Here is a 20,652-nt window from a genome sequence, read left to right as displayed (position 1 = left end):
TCAGATGCGATTTTTGATTTCCAATCTTTAGAAGATTTAACTAATTGGTTAGAGCAACAAAATTAGAGCGTACATAACGGCGAGCATCTTTGCCCTCCCCACAAGATAGATTTTCACTATTGCTCTTTCCCCTTAGCCTAGAAACCATCATGACACAAAAAACCTATCAACTACCCCTAACCTTTGAGCAAATTCTTAATCTTGTTCTACAACTTCCCGAACAAGAACAAGAAAAACTTATTCAAGAAATCAAGAAAACCTCTCCAAAAATTGATGACGAAAATCTACTTAGTGTCTTTGACAGAATCGGCATAAATGCTCAAGCCAAAGGATTGACGGAAGAAATATTGGAAGAATTACTCACCGATGAATCATAAACTAATTGTCATTGATACAAATATTTTAATTAGTGCTGCCCTGAGTCCAGATGGAACAGCACGGAAAGCCATAGATAAAGTCTATAAAAATTTCAAAATTGCTCAAAGCGATGAAACTTATCAAGAATTAAGCACAAGAATTTACAAACGTAAATTTGATAAATATATCTCAGAAGAAGATAGGCAAGATTTTTTGAATATAGTCAAGAAATATAGTCAATTCATTGTAATAACATCTCAAATAAACATATGTAGAGATGCAGACGACAACAAATTTTTAGAACTTGCTAAAGATTCCAATGCCGAATTTTTGATAACAGGAGATAAAGACCTTTTATCACTCAAGACTCTAGCCGAATATCAAAACCAGATCATTACTCCTAGAGAATTTCTAATTCTTGATTAATTTACATTTATACTTTACAACTCATGCACCAAGAAAAAGACTTTGAACACATTATAGAAAATGAAGTTATTCAATTTAGTGGCTACGAAAAAGGCAACCCCAAAAAATATGACCGAGAAACAGCCCTTTTCCCCAAGGAAATTATTAAATTTATTCAAGACACTCAAGATAAACAATGGCAACAATTAGCCAAAACTAGCCCCAATGATGCCGAAAAAATTATTATAGATAGCCTCACCAAAGAACTCAAAAGTCGAGGAATGTTAGATGTTCTCCGTAATGGCTTCAAATGCTACGGTAAAACCTTAAAAATTGCCTACTTCCAACCTAACACCGGCATGAACCCGGAAACCTTGGCACTTTACCAAAAAAATCGCCTCACTGTCACCCGCCAAGTTACTATCAAAACCGGACGCATTCCTGATATTATCCTCAGTCTCAACGGTTTACCCATCGCCAGTATTGAACTAAAAAACCCCCTCTCTGGGCAAACCTACCACAAAGCCATTGAACAGTATCAAACCGAGAGAGATGCCAAAGATCCCTTATTTACCTTTAAACAACGGTGCTTAGTCCATTTCGCCGTAGATACAGAACAAGTTTGGATGACTACCAAACTAGCGGGAGAAAATACCCATTTTCTACCCTTCAATAAAGGACATAATCACGGTGCTGGTAATCCCATTGGCGACAATGAAGAATATCGCACCAGTTATCTTTGGCTAGAAGTTTTACAAAAAGATAGCCTTTTGGACATCTTGGCGCGTTTCCTCCACATCGAAGTCAAAGAAACCAAAATTACTACAGACACTGGTGTTAAATACCAGAAAAAAGAAACCTTAATTTTCCCCCGCTACCATCAACTTGATGTGGTGCGGAAACTGATTACCCACACCCAACACCACAAAGCCGGACATAATTATCTAATTCAACATTCCGCAGGTTCGGGAAAATCTAATTCTATCGCTTGGTTAGCACATCGCTTGGCTAATCTCCACGACACCGAAGATGAAAAAATATTTCATACCGTTGTCGTGATTACAGATCGTACTGTATTGGATCAACAACTGCAAAACACTATTTATCAATTTGACCATAAAGCCGGAGTGGTGCAGAAAATTGATGAAGACACCCAACAACTAGCCACCGCCCTGAATGATGGAGTTCCGATTATAATTTCTACTATTCAGAAATTTCCCTTTATTACCAAAGCTATTGAGACTCTGGAGAAGAAAGGTAAAACTATCGATATCACTACCAAAAATAAACGCTTTGCCATCATAGTTGATGAGGCACATAGTTCTCAAACCGGAGAAACCGCTACAGAACTGCGGAAAATCCTGAATAAAGACGGAATTGAAGCTGCGATCGCATCCCAATTGTTAGAAGATGAAGAAGAGGATCTGAGTGATCAAGCCAAAGCAGAATTACTCAAAAAACAACTCACCCGCACGAAACAACCGAACCTGAGTTATTTCGCCTTTACCGCTACTCCCAAACATAAAACTTTACTGGTATTTGATCAACCAGGAGACAACGGACAATCTCCTTTTCATCTTTACACCATGCGTCAAGCTATTGAAGAAAATTATATTAAAGATGTTTTAGCAAATTACACCTGCTATGAAAGATATTATCAACTTGTTCGCACCTCAGAAGATGACCCAAATTTACCTCGTCGTCAAACAGCCAAAGCCATCGCCCGATTCATTGAACTTCATCCCCACAACATCGCCCAAAAAGTAGAAATCATCATTGAACATTTTCGCAACCATACCCGCCATAAAATCGGAGGAAGGGCGAAAGCAATGGTTGTTACCCGTTCCCGTGAACACGCCGTTAAATACAAACTCGCTTTTGATAAATATATTCAAGACAAAGGTTATAAAGATATAAAATCTCTAGTAGCTTTTTCTGGTGCTATTACCCTGAATGAATTTCCTGATGAAACCTTTACAGAAACCAATATGAATGGGATCAAAACATCAGAAATTCCCGATAAATTTGGCAGTAATGCTTATCAAGTGCTGTTAGTTGCTAACAAATTTCAAACCGGATTTGACCAACCTTTATTACATACCATGTTTGTGGATAAAAGATTGGCTGGAGTCCAAGCCGTGCAAACTTTATCACGACTCAACCGCACCACCATAGGCAAAGATGACACCTTTGTTCTAGATTTTGTGAACAAACCTGAAGATATTTACAAAGCCTTTAAAACCTACTACACAGCAACACCCATCGGAGAAACAGCAGACCCACAACAACTTAATGATCTTTCCTATCAACTTTATGAATGGGGATTTTTTACTAAAGAGGATGTCACCCAATGGTGTGAAATTTGGTTTCGCCAAAAAACTTCTCTGACTGGAGGCGAACATAAAAAATTAAATACTCTACTAGATCCGATAGTTGAGAATTATAAAAAGCGCAAAGAATCAGAAAAAGAACTATTTAAAAGTCAATTTACCAGCTTTCGCAACCTTTATCTATTCCTGGCTCAAATTCTCCCCTACCAAGATTCAGACTTAGAAAAACTTTATGCTTACGGGCGTTGTCTCCTAAAGAAATTACCCCGCAGTCCCGAAGCGCCAAAAGTAGATTTATCTGGGGATATAGAACTAAAATATTTTCGCCTAGAAAAAATCAGTGCAGGTAAAATTGACCTCAATGATGGTGAAGCAGAACCATTAGAAGGATCTACCGCCGTGGGAACTCGTCAGCCAGATCAAGAAGTTCCTCTATCTCAACTGATTAACTCCCTGAATGAAAGGTTTGGTACAGATTTTACCCTAGCTGACCAACTGTTTTTCGAGCAAATTACTGAAACAGCGATCGCTAATAATTCCATTCAACAAGCCGCCCAGGTAAATACAAAAGAAAACTTTGCCCCTGTCCTAGATAAACATCTCGAAAATCTCATTATTGAACGTATGGAAGGTAATGAAAAAATCTTTATGGAAGTAATGAATAATGAAGAATTTAGAGCAGTTGTGTTTGAAAAGTTACTGACCAATATTTATGATAGTATCAATATTAAATCATCATCAATATAGATAATAATATATTCACTTAAACAAACCCTCAAATCAAATTCATACCCCCTCCTCGCTTGTGGCATGGGGTTCTACAAATCGGAGGTAAATGTGACCACTACGGTACACTGGCAACAAAGAGTTGGTAATCAAAGAGATTGGGTTTGGCGAGGCTGGCAAACTCGTTATACTTATATTCGACCTAGCCAAAATCAATCCACAACACCCTTAATCCTGCTACATGGCTTTGGCGCTTCCATTGGACATTGGCGACATAATTTAGCAGTATTAGGCGAAAATCATACTGTCTACGCCCTAGATATGCTTGGTTTTGGGGCATCCAAAAAAGCACCAGCAAATTACAGTATAGAACTGTGGGTAGAACAGGTCTATGAATTTTGGCGAGCATTTATCCGTCAACCAGTCATATTAATCGGAAATTCCAACGGTTCACTGATTTCTTTAGCAGCCGCAGCAGCGCATCCAGAAATGGTGAAAGGTATAGTGATGATGAGTTTACCAGACCCATCATTAGAACAAGAAGCCATCCCCCCTTTTCTGCGACCTTTGGTTACAGGAATTAAAAAGATGGTTGCTTCCCCATTGATCCTCAAACCTATATTTAACTTTGTCCGCCGACCAAGTGTGTTGCGACGCTGGGCTAGTCTGGCTTACGCCAACCCTGAAGCCATCACCGACGAACTAGTGGACATTTTAGCAGGGCCACCCCAAGACAGAGGATCAGCGCGGGCTTTTAGTGCCTTGTTTAGAGCTGCGATCGCTGTTAACTTTAGTCCTAGCGTCAAAGCAATATTACCCACCTTAAAAGTACCAATGCTCTTAATTTGGGGTCAAAAAGATAAATTCGTGCCACCTGCACTTGCACAGAGATTTACCCAATACAACGAAAACCTAGAACTAATCAACCTAGAAGATGTCGGTCATTGTCCCCATGACGAATGCCCAGAAAAAGTCAATCAAATAATTCTAGATTGGATCAACAAACACAACAACACCCAGCCACTAAAGCAACACAGCCCAGACCCTCCACTCATCCCCAAGCAATAAGAGACTTCCAAATAAAAAAATATCCCGTCGTTTTGAGAGCAGGGGGGCAGGGAGCGGGGAGCAGGGGGAGGAAAGGTCATTTTAGTTGCAGAAATTTGGATCAACTTTTTTCTGGAGTTCTCTAACGCTCTTTTATTACTCTCCTAATTACGAATTACGAACTACGAATTACGAATTACGAATTACGAACTACGAACTACGAATTACGAATTACGAATTATCCAACCGAGACTTCATCAGTGTTAACACCAGTAGCACCATTAACAGAACGTGCAGTAGAAATCATTTTATTGAGAATTTCCTGGTTGGGAACCCTACCCTTTAACACCACAGTGCCGCTTGTTTGAGCAACCCAAAGAGTATCAATATCACCTAGTTGCGAATCTTGATCAAACGCCAATGCTACCCGCTTGGCTAATCCACTTTGGTCGTATTCGCCGTTTAATCCTAAACGTTCTGGCGGAATTGATTTGGTAGTAGCAGGGGCAGCGCTAGTCGTAGAACTTGGCGATACTTGTTGCGGTTGAGGATTTACTTCAGCATTTTGCGGTTTTTCTAATCCAAAAAGTCTTTTTAACCAAGCCATAATAGCTTTGCTCCAGTTTTTGCTTAAATACCCATAATATCCCCAGAATAAATGCTTGACAAATAATCCACATCTGTCCATGAAAAGATATTTACTCCCTAATGGGAGCGATGCGAAAAAGTGAGATGCCTTCGTTTGGGCAGGGGGCAGGGGGCAGGGGGCAGGGAGCAGGGAGCAGGGGGCAGGGAGATGGATTATTGATTATAGTTACTAGAATGCCTAAAACTCGGTTGTAAGTTCCATAAAGTTCTCTGCCTGTATCTACATCTAAATAACTACATTTCACAGCAAATTTCAGCCAAGTCTGAGTTTCTGCTGCTTCAGCTTCTGAATCATTTAATTTGGCTAGAAAAGCGGCTTCATAACGGCGTTTTCTCCATGCTTCTGCAAGATTTGCACAAACAGAGCGTGATGATCTCCGAATTTGGTCAGTTAACGAATATCTTTCCTCTATGGGAAACTTCTTTGATAATTCAAAGATTTTCATGGCGGCATCAAATGCCATTTTGTATACTTCTAGGTCTTCATGACTTTTGATTGGTTCTTTTTCCATTCCCCCTGCTCCCTGCTCCCTGCTCCCCTGCTTTCTTTATGATGATCTCACAAAATCGCGTTGCTCCCCTCCCTAAGTTTCCGCTTGCAGGATGATTTATCCATAACTTCTTTTGCGAAAATGTCATGAGTGCAGGTATTGAGTTTAAAATAGAACCTTAGACTGATAATTTAGCAATTTAGTGAGCAGTACGTGTAGGGTAGTCATTAGCTAGTATTTATACTAGTCAAATGCTTGCCTGAGCCTGTGTTGGCGAAGATGAAACATACCCTTTCAGTTTTGGTAGAAGATGAGGCGGGTGTTCTGTCCCGGATCTCTAGTTTATTTGCGCGTCGTGGCTTTAACATAGAAAGCCTTGCAGTTGGCCCAGCAGAGCAAGGAGGAGTTTCTCGGATTACGATGATTGTACCTGGAGACGATCGCGTGATTGAGCAACTAACCAAGCAACTGTATAAATTAGTCAACGTCCTCAAGGTGCAAGACATCACCGAAATTCCTTGTGTAGAGCGAGAATTGATGCTTTTGAAAGTGAATGCTACCAGCAGCAATCGCTCAGAAGTGGTCGAATTAGCTCATATATTCCGGTCGCGTGTGGTAGATGTGGCCGAGGATTCTGTCACTCTTGAAGTAGTGGGAGATCCTGGTAAGATGGTGGCAATCGTCCAAGTGTTACAAAAATTTGGTCTGAGGGAAATTGCCCGCACTGGCAAAATTGCCCTAACTCGTGAGTCGGGTGTAAATACAGAGTTGCTGAAGTCTTTAGAAGCCAAAGTTTAATTTTGACCTCACCGAATCGCTCCCTAACCCCCAAAATTGGGGGAACAAGAATTTTCAAAAAATTTGGAGATGACAGATACTTGAAACTGTTCCCCATTTCCTATTCCCTATAAACCAGATTGCAGCAGTTTTCACGCATTTAGACCACACTATTGTTGCTATAGGAATCCGGTTTGGTTTATGTTCGCGTAGCGTGGCGTAGCCATATTTACTCGTAGAGGTAGGGAACAGGGAAGAAGGAATCAAGGAATAGGTCTTTTTGTATGGCTTACGCCACGCCAGCTATCAAAATTCAAATAGGAGTCCTATATATTTCCTTCTTCCTTTGCGTCTTTGCGCCTTTGCGTGAGATTTTAAAATGTGGTTCATTTACCTGAAAATCGCTGTAAGGATTGCCGTAGATTCGCGGATGATTGATGCGGAAAACTCTTTTTTGTTCAAAGTCTGCAAGTTATTTCCCTGCAAATATCCGTAAATTTAACCTTATGGTAGCTGTTCCTTAATCTGTCCAGTATAAGTTAAAAGCATTGTCATCACATTAATACTGTCAAGAAAGTATACCTTACTGGAAAATACTTACTTTAGGTTGTCTTATTCTCTGACGACTAAGTAGATATTTGCAGTTATGCTCTCATTTTCTCTAAACACAACGGTCAAGAAACTTATGGCTTTGACACAAGGTGATATTGCGATCGCGGCTTACAATGTTGATGGAAACGATGATTTTGCTTGGGTAACTCTGGTTGATATTCCTGCCAACACACTGATTAACTTTACAGATTCATCTTGGCAAGATACCGGGTTTCGCACAACCGAACATTTGAATGTTGGTGGCCCCTTAACTTGGAATCACACAGAAACTGTGCCGGCTGGGACAGTGATTCGTTGGAACGGTTCAATAGCAAATACCTGGAGTTTAGGAACTAGTGGCGGATCTGCCTTGATTTTAGCAGCAGGTGGCGATCAAATATTGATTTTTACTGGTACAGTCGCCAGTCCGACATTTATTTACGGCGCACATTTTGCAACTGCAACCGACTGGCTAGAAAGCGGTAGCAACATCACCAATACCAGTAATATCCCTCCTGGTCTTTCTGTGGAAGCGGGAACGGCATTTTATGCAGGGAATTTCGATAACGGCTACTACACTGGTTCAACAACAGGCACAAAAACAGAATTACTAGAGGCGATCGCTAACCCAAATAATTGGGAAATTGATAATACGGGGCCATTGGCTCAATCCAATTGGCCCAATAATTTTACTGTAACAGAGGTTATAGTTACACCACCGGGAGCAATTTCACTGAGTACCCCTTACTCCCAAAGTTTCGATAGCCTGATTAGTGCCAATAATGCACCTTGGGAAGATACTCAAACTATCGCTGGCTGGTACGCTACCCGCGAGACAATTAATGCTGGTACTGGCAGTAGTAATAGTGGTAATCTCTACAGCTTTGGGACAACAGGAGACAACGACAGAGCTTTAGGATCAGTTGCTTCCAATGGTACTAATACTATTCACTACGGAGCGCGTTTCTTTAACGATACTAATAGTACTATCTCCTCACTCTCAATTAGTTACATCGGTGAACAATGGCGTAATGGCGGGAATACAACCCAACATCAACTAGATTTTGCTTACCAAATTGGAGCCACTGATTTAACTTCTGGGACATGGATTGATTTTGATGGACTGGACTTTTTAGGGCCGATTGCCAGTAATTCCAGCAGTGCTTTAGATGGTAATAGCAGCGCCAATAGAGCCAGTGTTGCCGACACCCTCACAGGGTTTTCTTTAGCTCCTGGTGCAGAAATTTGGTTACGCTGGTCAGATATTAATGACTCTGGTAGCGATCATGGGTTAGCAATCGATAATTTACAGGTTTCCACCGCAGCGTTACCTGGTATTACCTTGATTGAATTTAATGGTAGTACCAACGTCAAAGAGGGAGGTGCAACAGATACCTATACTTTGGTACTGAATACTCAACCCACAGCCGATGTCACAGTTACCATTAACACTGACTCCCAATCTACCACTACCCCAGCAAACCTAACATTTACTCCAATTAATTGGAATATACCACAGACAGTTACAGTAATTGCCGTAGATGATAGTGTAGTTGAAGGCACTCATTTTAGTAATATTAGTCATGGTGTAACTAGCAGTGATGTGAATTACGACGGGGTGAACATTGCCGAAATCACCGCCACAATTACAGATAATGATCAAGTAGTAGCGATCGCCAAAATTCATGAAATTCAGGGTAGTGGCGCGATCGCTAATTTACTCGGTAGCGTTCAAACCATTGAAGGCATTGTCGTTGGCGACTTCCAAGCGGTTGGCGGTGTCCAAAATCTGCGTGGTTTCTACGTCCAAGAAGAAGATGCAGATGCTGATAATAATCCTTTAACTTCAGAAGGCATCTTTGTTTTTGATGACAACTTCGGAGTAGATGTCAAAGTTGGCGACAAAGTGCGACTCACTGGTGAAGTCAGCGAATTTGCCAGCAGTGGTAGCAGCTTGACTCAACTGAGAAATTTAACTAATGTCACTATAGTCAGTGAGAATAATCCCCTACCCACAGCCTCAACTTTGAGTTTCCCCATTCTAGGTATTGATGACCTAGAAGCCTTTGAAGGAATGCGGGTCACGATTCCCCAAACCCTAACCGTAACTGAACATTTCCAATTAGGGCGATTTGGACAAATTGTTTTATCCTCTGATGGTGACACTAACCAGCCTGGAACCGATGGCAGATTAGAACAATACACTCAATTTAATGCCCCTAGTATTAGTGGTAACGCTGCTTACCAAGCAGAAATTGCCAAGCGTCGGATTATTTTAGACGATGGCCAAGGCATTCAAAATCCTGATCCAATTATTCACGGTCGGGGTGGTCAACCTTTAAGTGATGACAATACCCTGCGCGGTGGTGACACAGTTATAGGATTGTCTGGTGTTCTAGATGCTCGCTTTGGCGACTATCGCATTCAGCCAGTAGACCCCGCAAACTTTATACCCACTAATTTGCGCCCAGAAACAGCACCAGATGTCGGCGGGAGATTGAAAGTTGCCAGCTTCAATGTCCTCAATTATTTTAACGGCAATGGTACGGGTAGCGGTTTCGACAGCCCAGAACAACGGGGAGCCGACAATTTATTTGAGTTCAATCGCCAACGGGATAAAGTTATTCAAGCTATCTTGGATATGAACGCAGATGTCCTGGGATTAATCGAGATAGAGAACGATGGCTACGGCGCTAATAGTGCCATTCAAGATTTAATTAACGGCTTGAATGCTGTGGCTGGCGTTGGGACTTATGCTTTAATTGATCCAGGTCTTGCTCAATTGGGTACGGATGCGATCGCAGTAGGCTTTATCTACAAACCCGGTAGTGTTACCCCTGTTGGTATAGCTGCTACAGTCCCCGATGGCTTTGGTCAAGGAGCATTTGATGATAACAACCGTAAACCATTAGCGCAGACATTCCGAGAAAACTCCAGTGGTGAAGAATTTACCGCAGTTGTCAACCACTTCAAATCCAAGGGTTCTAGTGCTGGTGGTGAGGGTGATACAGATATTGGCGACGGTCAAGGTTCTTCCAATGGGACTCGGACTCGTGCTTCTCAAGATTTAGCCGCATGGTTAGCCACTAATCCTACAGGTATCAATGACCCTGATTACCTAATTATGGGCGACATTAACGCCTACGCCAAAGAAGACCCAATCACCGCTTTGGAAACGGCTGGATATCAGAACTTGGTATCTAATAGCACTTACTCCTTTGTCTTTAGTGGGCAGTGGGGTTCCCTGGATCATGCCTTGGCTAATGGTAGTTTAGCAACCCAAGTTACCGGTGCTGCCAAGTGGCACATTAACGCTGATGAACCCAATGTTTTAGACTACAACACCAACTTTAAATCAGCAGGTCAGGTAGACAGCTTATATAGTCCTGATGCCTTCCGTTCTTCCGACCATGACCCGGTGATTATCGGGTTGAATTTGAACAGTACAGATCATGTAATTGAAACTCCTCCTAGTGACATGATAAATACCATTCGTTTTTCCCAATTTAACGCTTCTCTCAATCGCAACGCTGATGGTCAATTAGTCAACGATTTGTCTACCCCAGACAATATTCAAGCCAAAGCAGTGGCAGAAATCATCCAGCGCAATAACCCAGATGTACTATTGATTAATGAGTTTGATTACTTTGGCACTAATCCCACTCAGGCTGTTGAACTATTTCGGCAAAATTACCTAGCTATCAGCCAAAATGGTGCAAATCCAGTGGAGTATCCCTACTTTTACATTGCACCCTCTAATACAGGTATTGCTTCAGGATTTGATTTAGATAACAACGGTACAGTAGTTACAACCCCAGGCGCACCGGGATATGGCAATGATGCCTTCGGTTTTGGAAATTTCCCTGGTCAGTTCGGGATGTTGCTGCTGTCCAAGTACGAAATTGACACAGCCAATGTCCGCACCTTCCAAAACTTTCTCTGGAAGGATATGCCGGATTCCTTACTACCTACGATTGCCAGTCCTGATTCTGCCACTCCTTGGTATTCAGCAGAGGAACAAGAAGTATTGCGGCTTTCTTCCAAGAGTCACTGGGATGTCCCCATTAAGGTAAACGGAGAAATCATTCACGTCCTCGCCAGTCATCCTACACCACCTGTATTTGATGGTGCAGAAGACCGCAACGGTAAACGCAACCATGATGAGATTCGCCTGTGGTCAGACTATATCAGCCCAGGAAAAGGCAATTACATCTATGATGATCAGGGGCAATTGGGTGGTTTAAATCCTGGTTCTCGGTTTGTAATTATGGGCGACCAAAACGCCGATCCTTTTGATGGGGATAGTTTTGATCATGCCATTCTTCAGCTATTACAAAACCCTGGCATTAATACTAATTTCATTCCCAGCAGTCTTGGTGGTGTCCAACAGTCAGATTTACAAGGTAATGCTAACCTGAATCACGGAGGTAATCCGGCTTTCGACACCGCAGATTTTGCCGATGGCAACTCCGGAAACCTGCGCGCTGACTATGTACTACCTTCCTCTGACCTGCAAATTCACAACTCAGCAGTATTTTGGCCTCTGAATACTGACCCAAAATTCTCCCCTGTAGGTATTTTTCCTTTCCCCAGTTCTGACCATCGCCTAGTGTGGGTAGATGTAGTCGCAGGGGCAACAGAAGCGGGTAAAACTATTCCTGGTATCCAATTCCAAGGCGAAACTACCTTTACCACAGGCTTTATTCCCCCTGGTGAAGCGGGAATAGTCAACGGGACAGCCACTCAAATGGGTGGGTTATCTGGTGTCACTTACGATGCTGCGAATAACCTTTACTACTCTATCTCGGATGACCGCTCGCAATTTGGCCCAGCGCGTTTCTATACCTTCACTCTTGATCCGGCTACATCTGCGGTAACATTTACTGGTGTCACTCCCCTGCAAGATGCTAACGGTAATTTCTTTGCGGCGTTAACTGTTGACCCTGAAGGTATTGCCTTAACTAAAGATGGGACTATTTTTGTTTCTTCTGAAGGTGAAGCCAATATTAATGCAGGTCGGATCAGTGATCCTTTCATTAAAGAGTTTGCTTTAACAGGAGAGGAAATACGCTCTCTCTCTGTTCCCAGTAAATTTTTACCAGTAGTAGAAGACACCAACGGCAACGGAATTGTGGATGCTGGTGATACGCAGACATCCGGGATTCGTAATAACTTGGCCTTTGAAAGCCTCACCATTACACCCGACCAAAAAACCCTATACACAGCCACAGAAAATGCTCTGTTACAAGATGGTGAACGGGCTTCTGTGAGTAATGGCAGTCCTTCACGGATTCTGCAATATAACTTGCTCAGTGGACAACCAGAAAAAGAATACCTCTACATTACTGATGCCACTGTCACACCAGATCCAGTCACAGCCTTTAATGATAATGGCTTAGTGGATTTACTAGCCATTGATAACCGAGGTACTTTGCTGGCGTTGGAACGCTCTTTTTCTGTAGGCGTAGGCATGACTATCAAAATCTACGAAATATCTCTGCAAAATGCCACCGACATCAGCACCATCAATGCCCTCTCAAGTCTGAGTGAAACTCAACTAGCTGCCATCAAACCAGCCCAAAAGCGCCTAGTAGTGAATTTAAATGACCTCAACTTGCCCAATGGGACAGATAACATTGAAGGCATTACATTTGGCCCCAAATTGGCAGATGGTAGTCAATCAATTGTGTTGGTGAGTGACAACAACTTCAACCAAGCCCAATTTACCCAAATCCTGACTTTGGGTGCAGACTTAGTGCCGACTGTCACCCCCAGAGTAGAAACTCGTCCTGATTTGTTTGATGATGAAGATCCAGCCCAGTCTGTTGTTGATCAAAATGCTGATGCTGATGACCCAGCAATTTATGTGAATGCTACCAACTCTGCTGATAGCTTGGTACTCACAGCAGTGAAAAATGCTGGCATCCGGGTTTATGACTTGTCTGGTAATTTATTGCAGACAGTTAACCCTGGTGGTATTCGTTACAACAACATTGATTTGCAATACGGCTTTAATTTAGGTGGTGAGTCTGTTGATATTGCCGTGGCCAGCGATCGCCAAAACGATACACTAGTATTCTTCAAAATACATCCCAATGGTAACGCCAACGGTGAGTACCTAGAAGACATTACCGCTAACAATATTGGTACTCTCTTCCAAGCTGCACCCTTTAGCCCACCTTATTTAACAGACGACATCAGTGCTTACGGCGTAGCCATGTACCGTAGTCCCATCACCAATGATTACTATGTTTTCGCCAATCGTGCCGACACTGGAGATGTCGCCCAGTACAAACTAATTGACCAAGGTAACGGCAAAATTGGGGTAGAACGAGTCCGGGCATTCACCGTACCCACCACAGCCGGAGTTGACCCCCAAACCGAGGGGATGGTGGCAGACCAAGAAACAGGTTTCCTTTATATCGGTCAAGAAAATGTCGGTATCTGGAAATTCCTCGCCGAACCCAACGGCGGTACAACTGGCACACTCATCGATCAAGTGAAAGCTTTGGGTGGTAGCAATCTCACCGCAGACGTAGAAGGATTGACTATTTACTACGGTGCTAATGGTACAGGCTACTTACTCGCATCCAGTCAAGGCGATAACACCTTTGCTATCTATAACCGCCAAGGTAACAATGAATATTTAGGACGCTTTGCTGTTGGCAGCAATGGCGCAATTGACAGCGTGCAAGAGTCAGACGGCGCAGATGTGATTAACGTCTCCTTGGGTGCTAACTTCCCCTACGGTCTATTTATTACCCAGGATGGTAATAACGACCCTGCCAAATTAGTTGAGGATGATGGCGAACTAGAAAACGTCAATAGCAACTTTAAGTTTGTCCCCTGGGAAAACATTGCTCACGCTTTCCCCAATCCCCTTAATATTGATACCACTACTTATGATCCCCGTCATCCTAATCCACAACCCAGACTAACGAACTACGAATTTAACAACCTACCGATATTAGGAACAACCTCCACTGGACAAGATATTTTGTTGGGAGGTTTTTCCGGGCTGTATTTTCAAGGTATGGCCGCCAACGGTAATCTCAAGTTTGTTACCCACACAGACCGCGGCCCCAATGGCGATAACAGCGTTTCTGGTGGTAAAGTATTCCCCTTACCCGATTTTCAGCCAGAAATAGTTAGTTTTGAACTCAACCGTGCCACAGGCGAAATTACCATTACCCAGAGAACTGGTTTATTCCGCCAGGATGGAACAACGCCGTTAACTGGACTCCCCAACCTCCAAGCCGGGACACCAGGTACTGCCTATACTGATGAAATTGGTGTTGATCTCAATGATAATGTCCAAGCTGCCGATCCTTTAGGCGCTGATTTAGAAGGTATTGTAGTTACTGCCAATGGCGACTTTTGGATGGCGGATGAGTACCGTCCAGCTATTTACCACTTTGACAGCAACGGCAAGCTGATTGATCGGTTTATCCCTGTTGGTGATGCTACTGATTCTACACAGAATGGCGGTATCTTTTTTGGTACGCCTGTTTTCCCAGAGGTTTATGCTCAAAGGCGGGCTAATCGGGGTTTTGAGGGTATTGCTTTGGAAGGTAGCAAACTTTATGCCTTCATTCAAAGTCCCATTGATAACCCAGACGACGCAGGAGATACAGTTTCCCGCAGCGCGCAAAACCTGCGAATTCTAGAGTTTGACACCGCAACTAAGCAAGTTACAGGTGAGTATTTGTATGTTCTCTCAGGACTACCGGGAACTGACAAAATTGGTGATGCTGTCGCATTAGGTAATGGCAAATTTGCTGTGATTGAGCGAGATAGTAGCAGCGATGCCGATTCTAACAAACTACTGTTTACAATTGATTTGGCAGAAGCGACCAACATCAATAACCCTGCAAACTTAACTGGTATACCAGCAGGTAAGACTATTGAACAGCTAACCACTGCGGAATTAGTTGCTGCCAATATCGTCCCTGTGAGTAAGAGTTTAATTGCCAATGCTTCTGACTTGGGCTACACAGGAGTTGATAAACCAGAGGGATTAGCACTGGTTGCACCTAACGTCTTGGCGATACTTAATGATAATGATTTCGGCATCGTAGGCAGTACGAATAATCCTGACGGCTCGATAACCGTTGATTTTGCTCCTACACCAATTCCGGCAAAACTCGGCATCATTGAACTACCGAATGACTTACCTCTTACCCCCCAAGTTACATTAGTCGGTTTTGCTTCCCTCCCGGCTGATACCTTTGCTGAAGGGCCACCATCGGGTAATGCCATTACAGGTAATACTAACGGCCGTGATGTACCCTTTGCCCAACAGCCGATTCAAGGCTTTAGTTCTGTCCAAGTTGCCGATGACAATTCCTTCTGGTTCTTGTCTGACAATGGATTTGGTAGCAAGGCGAATAGTCCTGATTATTTACTGCGGATTTATCGCGTTGACCCTAGTTTCCGAGGTGCAGAAGTTGGGGGTGATGGGAGTGTAAATGTGTTGGATTTTGTGCAACTATCCGACCCTGACAAGAAAATTCCCTTTAAGATTATCAATGAAAATACTTCTGACCGTTTATTAACTGGTTCAGATTTTGACCTGGAATCTTTGGTAGTTGCAGAAGATGGTAGTTTCTGGATTGGCGAGGAATTTGGCCCTTACCTGTTACATTTCGATGCCACTGGTAAGTTAATAGAAGCTCCCATTGATACACCCAATTACGTCAGTTTAAATACTCTCAATGGTCAAGCACCCATTGTAATTGGACATCGGGGCGCAAGCGGTGAACTACCAGAGCATACTTTAGGGGCTTACAAACTGGCAATTGAACGGGGTGCAGATTTCATCGAACCTGATTTAGTTGCTACTCAGGATGGTGTGTTAATTGCTCGTCACGAACCTAATTTAATTGCTACCACTGATGTGGCCTCTCGTCCAGAATTTAGCGATCGCTTCACTACTAAAATAGTCGATGGTGTAGCTGAAGATGGTTTCTTTGCTTCTGACTTCACCCTAGCGGAAATCAAAACACTACGGGCGATTATGCCCCAAGGTTTCCGTACCCAAGTGTTTAACGGCGTTTACCAAATTCCGACTTTAGCGGAAATCATTGAGTTAGTTCAGCAAATTGAAGCTGATACAGGCAAGAAAATCGGTATTTACCCAGAAACCAAGCATCCAACTTTCCACGATGATTTGGGTTTGTCTCTGGAAGAACCCCTGTTAGCAACTCTAGAAGCAACTGGTTTCACTGACCCCAGTCGGATTTATATCCAATCTTTTGAAGTCGGCAACCTCAAGGAACTGAGTCAGTTAACTAATATTCCTCTAGTTCAGCTATTCGATGCTATTGATGTCAATCTTGATGGTTCACTGATTGAGACTAGACCCTATGATTTCGTAGTCAGTGGCGACCCCCGCACATACGGCGACCTGCGGACACCAGAAGGTTTAGCAGAAATTGCCACCTACGCTTCTGGGGTTGGCCCTTGGAAACGGATGATTATCTCGGTGCAAGGTGTTGATGCCAATAATGATGGACAAGCTGATGATGTCAATGGTGATGGCGTTGTTAACGATGCTGATAAAACCCTCACAGCACCCACAACCTTAGTCAAAGATGCCCACACCGCAGGCTTGTTAGTACATCCTTATACCTTCCGCAACGAAGGTCGTTTTCTCGCTGCCGACTACAACGGCAATCCAGCGTTAGAGTACATAGATTTCATTAATTTAGGTGTTGATGGCTACTTTACAGATTTTCCAGGTACAGGCGATCGCGTGCGTGATCAATTGACTGGCGAGTTGATCATCTCTCCTGATAACCCGGCTTTAATTCCCCCTGAGTTTGCTACCTTAGATGGTTCCGCACCTTTGGTCATTGGACACCGGGGGGCTAGTGGTTTACGTCCAGAACATACCTTAGAAGCATACAAGTTAGCGATCGCGGATGGGGCTGATTTCATTGAACCTGATTTAGTCCCCACCAAAGACGGATACTTAATCGCCCGTCATGAAAACGCCTTAGCAGTTCGTAACGCTGATGGTTCCATTAATAACACCATCACCAGCACTGATGTACACCTGCGCCCAGAATTTGCCGACCGTGAAACCACCAAAGTCATAGATGGGCGTACATTTAGAGGTTGGTTTAGCGAAGACTTCACCCTAGCAGAAATCAAAACCCTCAATTCCATTGAACGTTTACCAGAATTGCGGGGAACTAGCTTTGATAATGATGGGCTGAAAGTTCCTACATTGCAAGAAATCATTGCTTTGGTGAAGCAGGTAGAAGCCGAAACAGGACGCAAAATCGGCATTTATCCTGAAACCAAACATCCCACCTTCTTTGCTTCCGAAGGCACACTCTTAGATGGTTCCGCCATCAACATGAATCTAGGTCAGATGATTGTTGACACCTTGGTGGCTGAAAACTTCACTGACCCCAGTCGGACATTTATTCAATCCTTTGAAGTAGGCAATCTCCAGGAACTGAAACAGGTAATCATGCCAGCCGCAGGCATTGACATCCCCCTAGTTCAACTACTCGGTGGTGCTAATGGCAGACCTTATGACTTTGTTGTGAGTGGTGATTCCCGCACCTACGGCGACCTGACCCAGCCCGCAGAACTAGCTAACATTGCCACCTACGCCACAGGTATTGGCCCTAATAAGCGCTTAATTGTCCCTGCTGTCGGTGGTGTCCTCCAAGCACCCACTACACTGGTACAAGATGCCCATGCAGTCGGTTTGCTGTTACACCCCTACACCTTCCGCAACGAAGACATCTTCCTGGCAGCAGAGTACAACGGCGACCCGAAACTAGAATATCAACAGTTTATCGAGTTAGGCATTGATGGTTTCTTCTCTGACTTCCCAGGAACAGGTAGCTTAGTCGTTGACCAATTACTGGGTGATCCTGTTTACTCAAATCTGGCACGTTCTCGCGGATTTGAAGGCATGGCTATTAGCCTGGATAAGAAAACTATCTATCCCATGTTGGAAGGTACTGTAATTGGCGACCCTGCCAATTCTTTACGCATCTATAAATTTGATGTGGAATCGAAGCAGTATCAGGGTTTAGCTGGCTACTACCGCATGGAACAACCCAATCATGCCATCGGTGCATTAACCGTCATCAATGAAAATGAATTTCTGGTAATTGAACGGGATGGTCTTCAAGGTGCAGCTGCCCAGTTCAAGAAGATATTCAAGATTGATTTATCTCAAACAGATGCCAATGGCTTTGTACCCAAGGAGGAAATCGTTGACCTGCTGAACATTAGTGACCCCAATGATTTGAATGGAGACGGTAATACTAAATTTACCTTTCCCTTTGTCACTATTGAAGCTGTAGTTGTAATTGATGAGAACACACTCCTACTGTCTAACGATAACAACTATCCCTTCTCAGTCGGCAGACCACCTGCCATCGACAACAACGAAATTATTCTCTTAGGTTTAGATAAGCCGTTGAATTTGGCGACTCCTGTGGTTAGCATTGCCGCCCTTGTTAGCAATGCCGCAGAACAGGGTAATCAACCAGGAGTTTTCCGCATCTCCCGTTTTGGTAACACGAGTAAATCCTTGACAGTTAACTACACCGTCGAAGGTACTGCTACTAATGACGTTGATTACAACAACCTCACGGGTGTTGCTACTATCGCCGCCGGTCAAACCTTTGTGGATGTGACGGTAACACCAGCCGATGATGATTTTGTGGAGGGTAATGAAACTGTTATCCTCAACTTAGTTGATCAAGCTGAATATGTTCTCGGTATAACCAACGCTGCCACTGTAACAATTGCCGACAACGATGTTTCATTGGTAAATAATCCTGGCAGAGACACCTTTACCATTCGCGGTCAAAGTGAAACAACACAACTCCAAGTTACACTGACACGAACCAGACCAAATCAGGTACATGAACTGGGTGTATTTACAGTGGATGATGCCACAGGCAGTATTAATGGTATTGCCCCAGGAGAAGCAGGTTATGCCGAAGCTGCATTAGAACGGGCGCAAGCAATTTTCTCGGCTGTGCATAGATTGCCTACTGGCTTTAGTCGAGACAATATTACCCGCTTACTAGAATTTAACTCAGGTGACAATCTGAGATTCTATGCAGTACCAAATGGAACAACTGATGAAGTTCAGGCTGGAGTTATCCCCATCACAGATGTATTATTTTCTGATGCTTCCACCCAAAGGATTACTGATTTAGGTAACAATGAATTTTCTCTAGCTTGGAAGGTAAGACCTTTAAGAAGCATTACCTACCGGGATTTTGAGGTAAAAATTCAAACTACTGAACAACCATTACCTTTAGGAACAGGGTTGCAAGCGGGATCACAATCTGAATTGATTGATTTACGAGGTATTACGCAATCAGTACAAGCGGAATTCATCGTCAACAGAGATGCAGCTTTGAACAATTACGTCAGCTTCTACCGAATTACTGATGAAAATGGTGGTATTGATATCAACGGCGATGGCAACGCAGATATTCTCCCCGGAGAAGTTGGTTATGGTCAAGCTGCTGTGAATGCGCGTGTTCCAGGTATTGACCTCACAACCAATAACCGCCGGACAAGCACTTACACAGCCACTTTAGAGGCTGGTTCGCTGTTAGCACCATTTATTATTGCTGATGGCAGACCAGCAAGCGTGAATGACCAGCCAATTTATTTCCCATTCTTGGGCGCTAATCCTACACAGGTAGACCACATTACCATGTTAGGAAATAACGTCTTTGGCTTTGAGGATCTCCAACGTGGTAGTGACAAAGATTTCAACGATATGATTGTCCGCGTTAATTTGACTGTGGGCTAATTTACAGTTAATTTCATAAACAATTCTCAGAGTCAATACCAAATATTATGGTATGGCTCTGATTTTTTTTGAGATGGGCGATCACATGGGATCAAAATCTTCCTATTACAGTATTTAACCGTATAAATGCTGTATAGTATTTAATGAACGAGTAAGCGTAACTTTGATTTCTATCAATGGACATACTTAAAGAGTACGGTATTAAATATTTGTACCACATGACTTACATAAATAATCTTGCCTCTATTATTAGAAATGGATTATTGTCACATAACGAAGCTTACAGACGAGGATTGATAGCAGCAGACATCTCTGATCCAGATGTTCAAGATAGACGAGCTAATCTAAGCGTTTATAATATACCGCTACATGAATATGTTCCTTTATATTTTTCACCCAGAAATCCAATGTTATATAAGAGGAGAGAGATTCAAGAAGATATTGTTATTTTGGGAATGGAGTCACAAATCTTATA

Annotated in this window: 8 protein-coding genes and 1 pseudogene; 7 read left to right on the top strand and 2 right to left on the bottom strand. The window is 43.1% G+C overall.

The genetic code is table 11. From position 1 onward, the window contains the following. Positions 1–149: 149 nt before the first annotated feature. The 4 genes from VB654_RS22645 to VB654_RS22630 all read left to right on the top strand — a co-directional run bounded on the left by VB654_RS22645 (position 150) and on the right by VB654_RS22630 (position 4,886). On the top strand, positions 150–377 hold the full coding sequence (locus VB654_RS22645; RefSeq protein WP_323216075.1) for a hypothetical protein: 228 nt from the start codon (positions 150–152) through the stop codon (positions 375–377). Beyond that, positions 367–783: a putative toxin-antitoxin system toxin component, PIN family gene (locus VB654_RS22640; protein WP_323216074.1), complete on the top strand. Its 417-nt coding sequence runs from the start codon at positions 367–369 to the stop codon at positions 781–783. Before VB654_RS22645 ends, VB654_RS22640 begins: the two co-directional genes overlap by 11 nt. A gap of 23 nt (positions 784–806) precedes the next feature. Then, the gene (locus VB654_RS22635) at positions 807–3,839 is read left to right on the top strand and encodes a type I restriction endonuclease subunit R (protein ID WP_323216073.1); all 3,033 of its coding nucleotides are present in this window, start codon (positions 807–809) and stop codon (positions 3,837–3,839) included. A 90-nt stretch (positions 3,840–3,929) separates the two neighbouring features. Then, the gene (locus tag VB654_RS22630) at positions 3,930–4,886 is read left to right on the top strand and encodes an alpha/beta fold hydrolase (RefSeq protein WP_323216072.1); all 957 of its coding nucleotides are present in this window, start codon (positions 3,930–3,932) and stop codon (positions 4,884–4,886) included. A 217-nt stretch (positions 4,887–5,103) separates the two neighbouring features. On the opposite strand, the gene VB654_RS22625 is transcribed toward VB654_RS22630, so the two are convergent. Both VB654_RS22625 and VB654_RS22620 read right to left on the bottom strand, forming a co-directional pair. Further along, positions 5,104–5,472, bottom strand: a complete 369-nt coding sequence (locus VB654_RS22625; RefSeq protein WP_323216071.1) for a BON domain-containing protein — start codon at positions 5,470–5,472, stop codon at positions 5,104–5,106. A gap of 187 nt (positions 5,473–5,659) precedes the next feature. Then, positions 5,660–6,025, bottom strand: a pseudogene (locus VB654_RS22620) (four helix bundle protein); the annotation flags it as partial. 258 nt (positions 6,026–6,283) lie between these two features. Here VB654_RS22620 and ilvN point away from each other — a divergent pair. The 3 genes from ilvN to VB654_RS22605 form a co-directional block, all read left to right on the top strand. Continuing rightward, positions 6,284–6,802 (top strand): acetolactate synthase small subunit, encoded by a 519-nt coding sequence (ilvN, locus tag VB654_RS22615; RefSeq protein WP_323216070.1) that lies wholly within the window; start codon positions 6,284–6,286, stop codon positions 6,800–6,802. Positions 6,803–7,466: 664 nt separating this feature from the next. Then, the gene (locus VB654_RS22610) at positions 7,467–20,177 is read left to right on the top strand and encodes a phytase (RefSeq protein ID WP_323216069.1); all 12,711 of its coding nucleotides are present in this window, start codon (positions 7,467–7,469) and stop codon (positions 20,175–20,177) included. Positions 20,178–20,353: 176 nt separating this feature from the next. Continuing rightward, the coding region (locus VB654_RS22605) for a DarT ssDNA thymidine ADP-ribosyltransferase family protein (protein ID WP_323216068.1) at positions 20,354–20,652 on the top strand (299 nt) is incomplete at its 3' end.

This window comes from Nodularia sp. UHCC 0506, from assembly GCF_034931045.1.
Classification (GTDB): Bacteria; Cyanobacteriota; Cyanobacteriia; order Cyanobacteriales; family Nostocaceae; genus Nodularia.
Note: the sequence above shows the minus strand (reverse complement) of the source record. Positions and strands in the feature narration are given on the sequence as shown.

Excerpts from the sequence above, each read along its gene's own strand:
- VB654_RS22645 (WP_323216075.1), top strand. The coding sequence starts at position 150 with ATGACACAAAAAACCTATCAACTACCCCTAACCTTTGAGCAAATTCTT.
- VB654_RS22640 (WP_323216074.1), top strand. The coding sequence starts at position 367 with ATGAATCATAAACTAATTGTCATTGATACAAATATTTTAATTAGTGCT.
- VB654_RS22635 (WP_323216073.1), top strand. The coding sequence starts at position 807 with ATGCACCAAGAAAAAGACTTTGAACACATTATAGAAAATGAAGTTATT.
- VB654_RS22625 (WP_323216071.1), bottom strand. The coding sequence starts at position 5,472 with ATGGCTTGGTTAAAAAGACTTTTTGGATTAGAAAAACCGCAAAATGCT.
- ilvN (WP_323216070.1), top strand. The coding sequence starts at position 6,284 with ATGAAACATACCCTTTCAGTTTTGGTAGAAGATGAGGCGGGTGTTCTG.
- VB654_RS22610 (WP_323216069.1), top strand. The coding sequence starts at position 7,467 with ATGGCTTTGACACAAGGTGATATTGCGATCGCGGCTTACAATGTTGAT.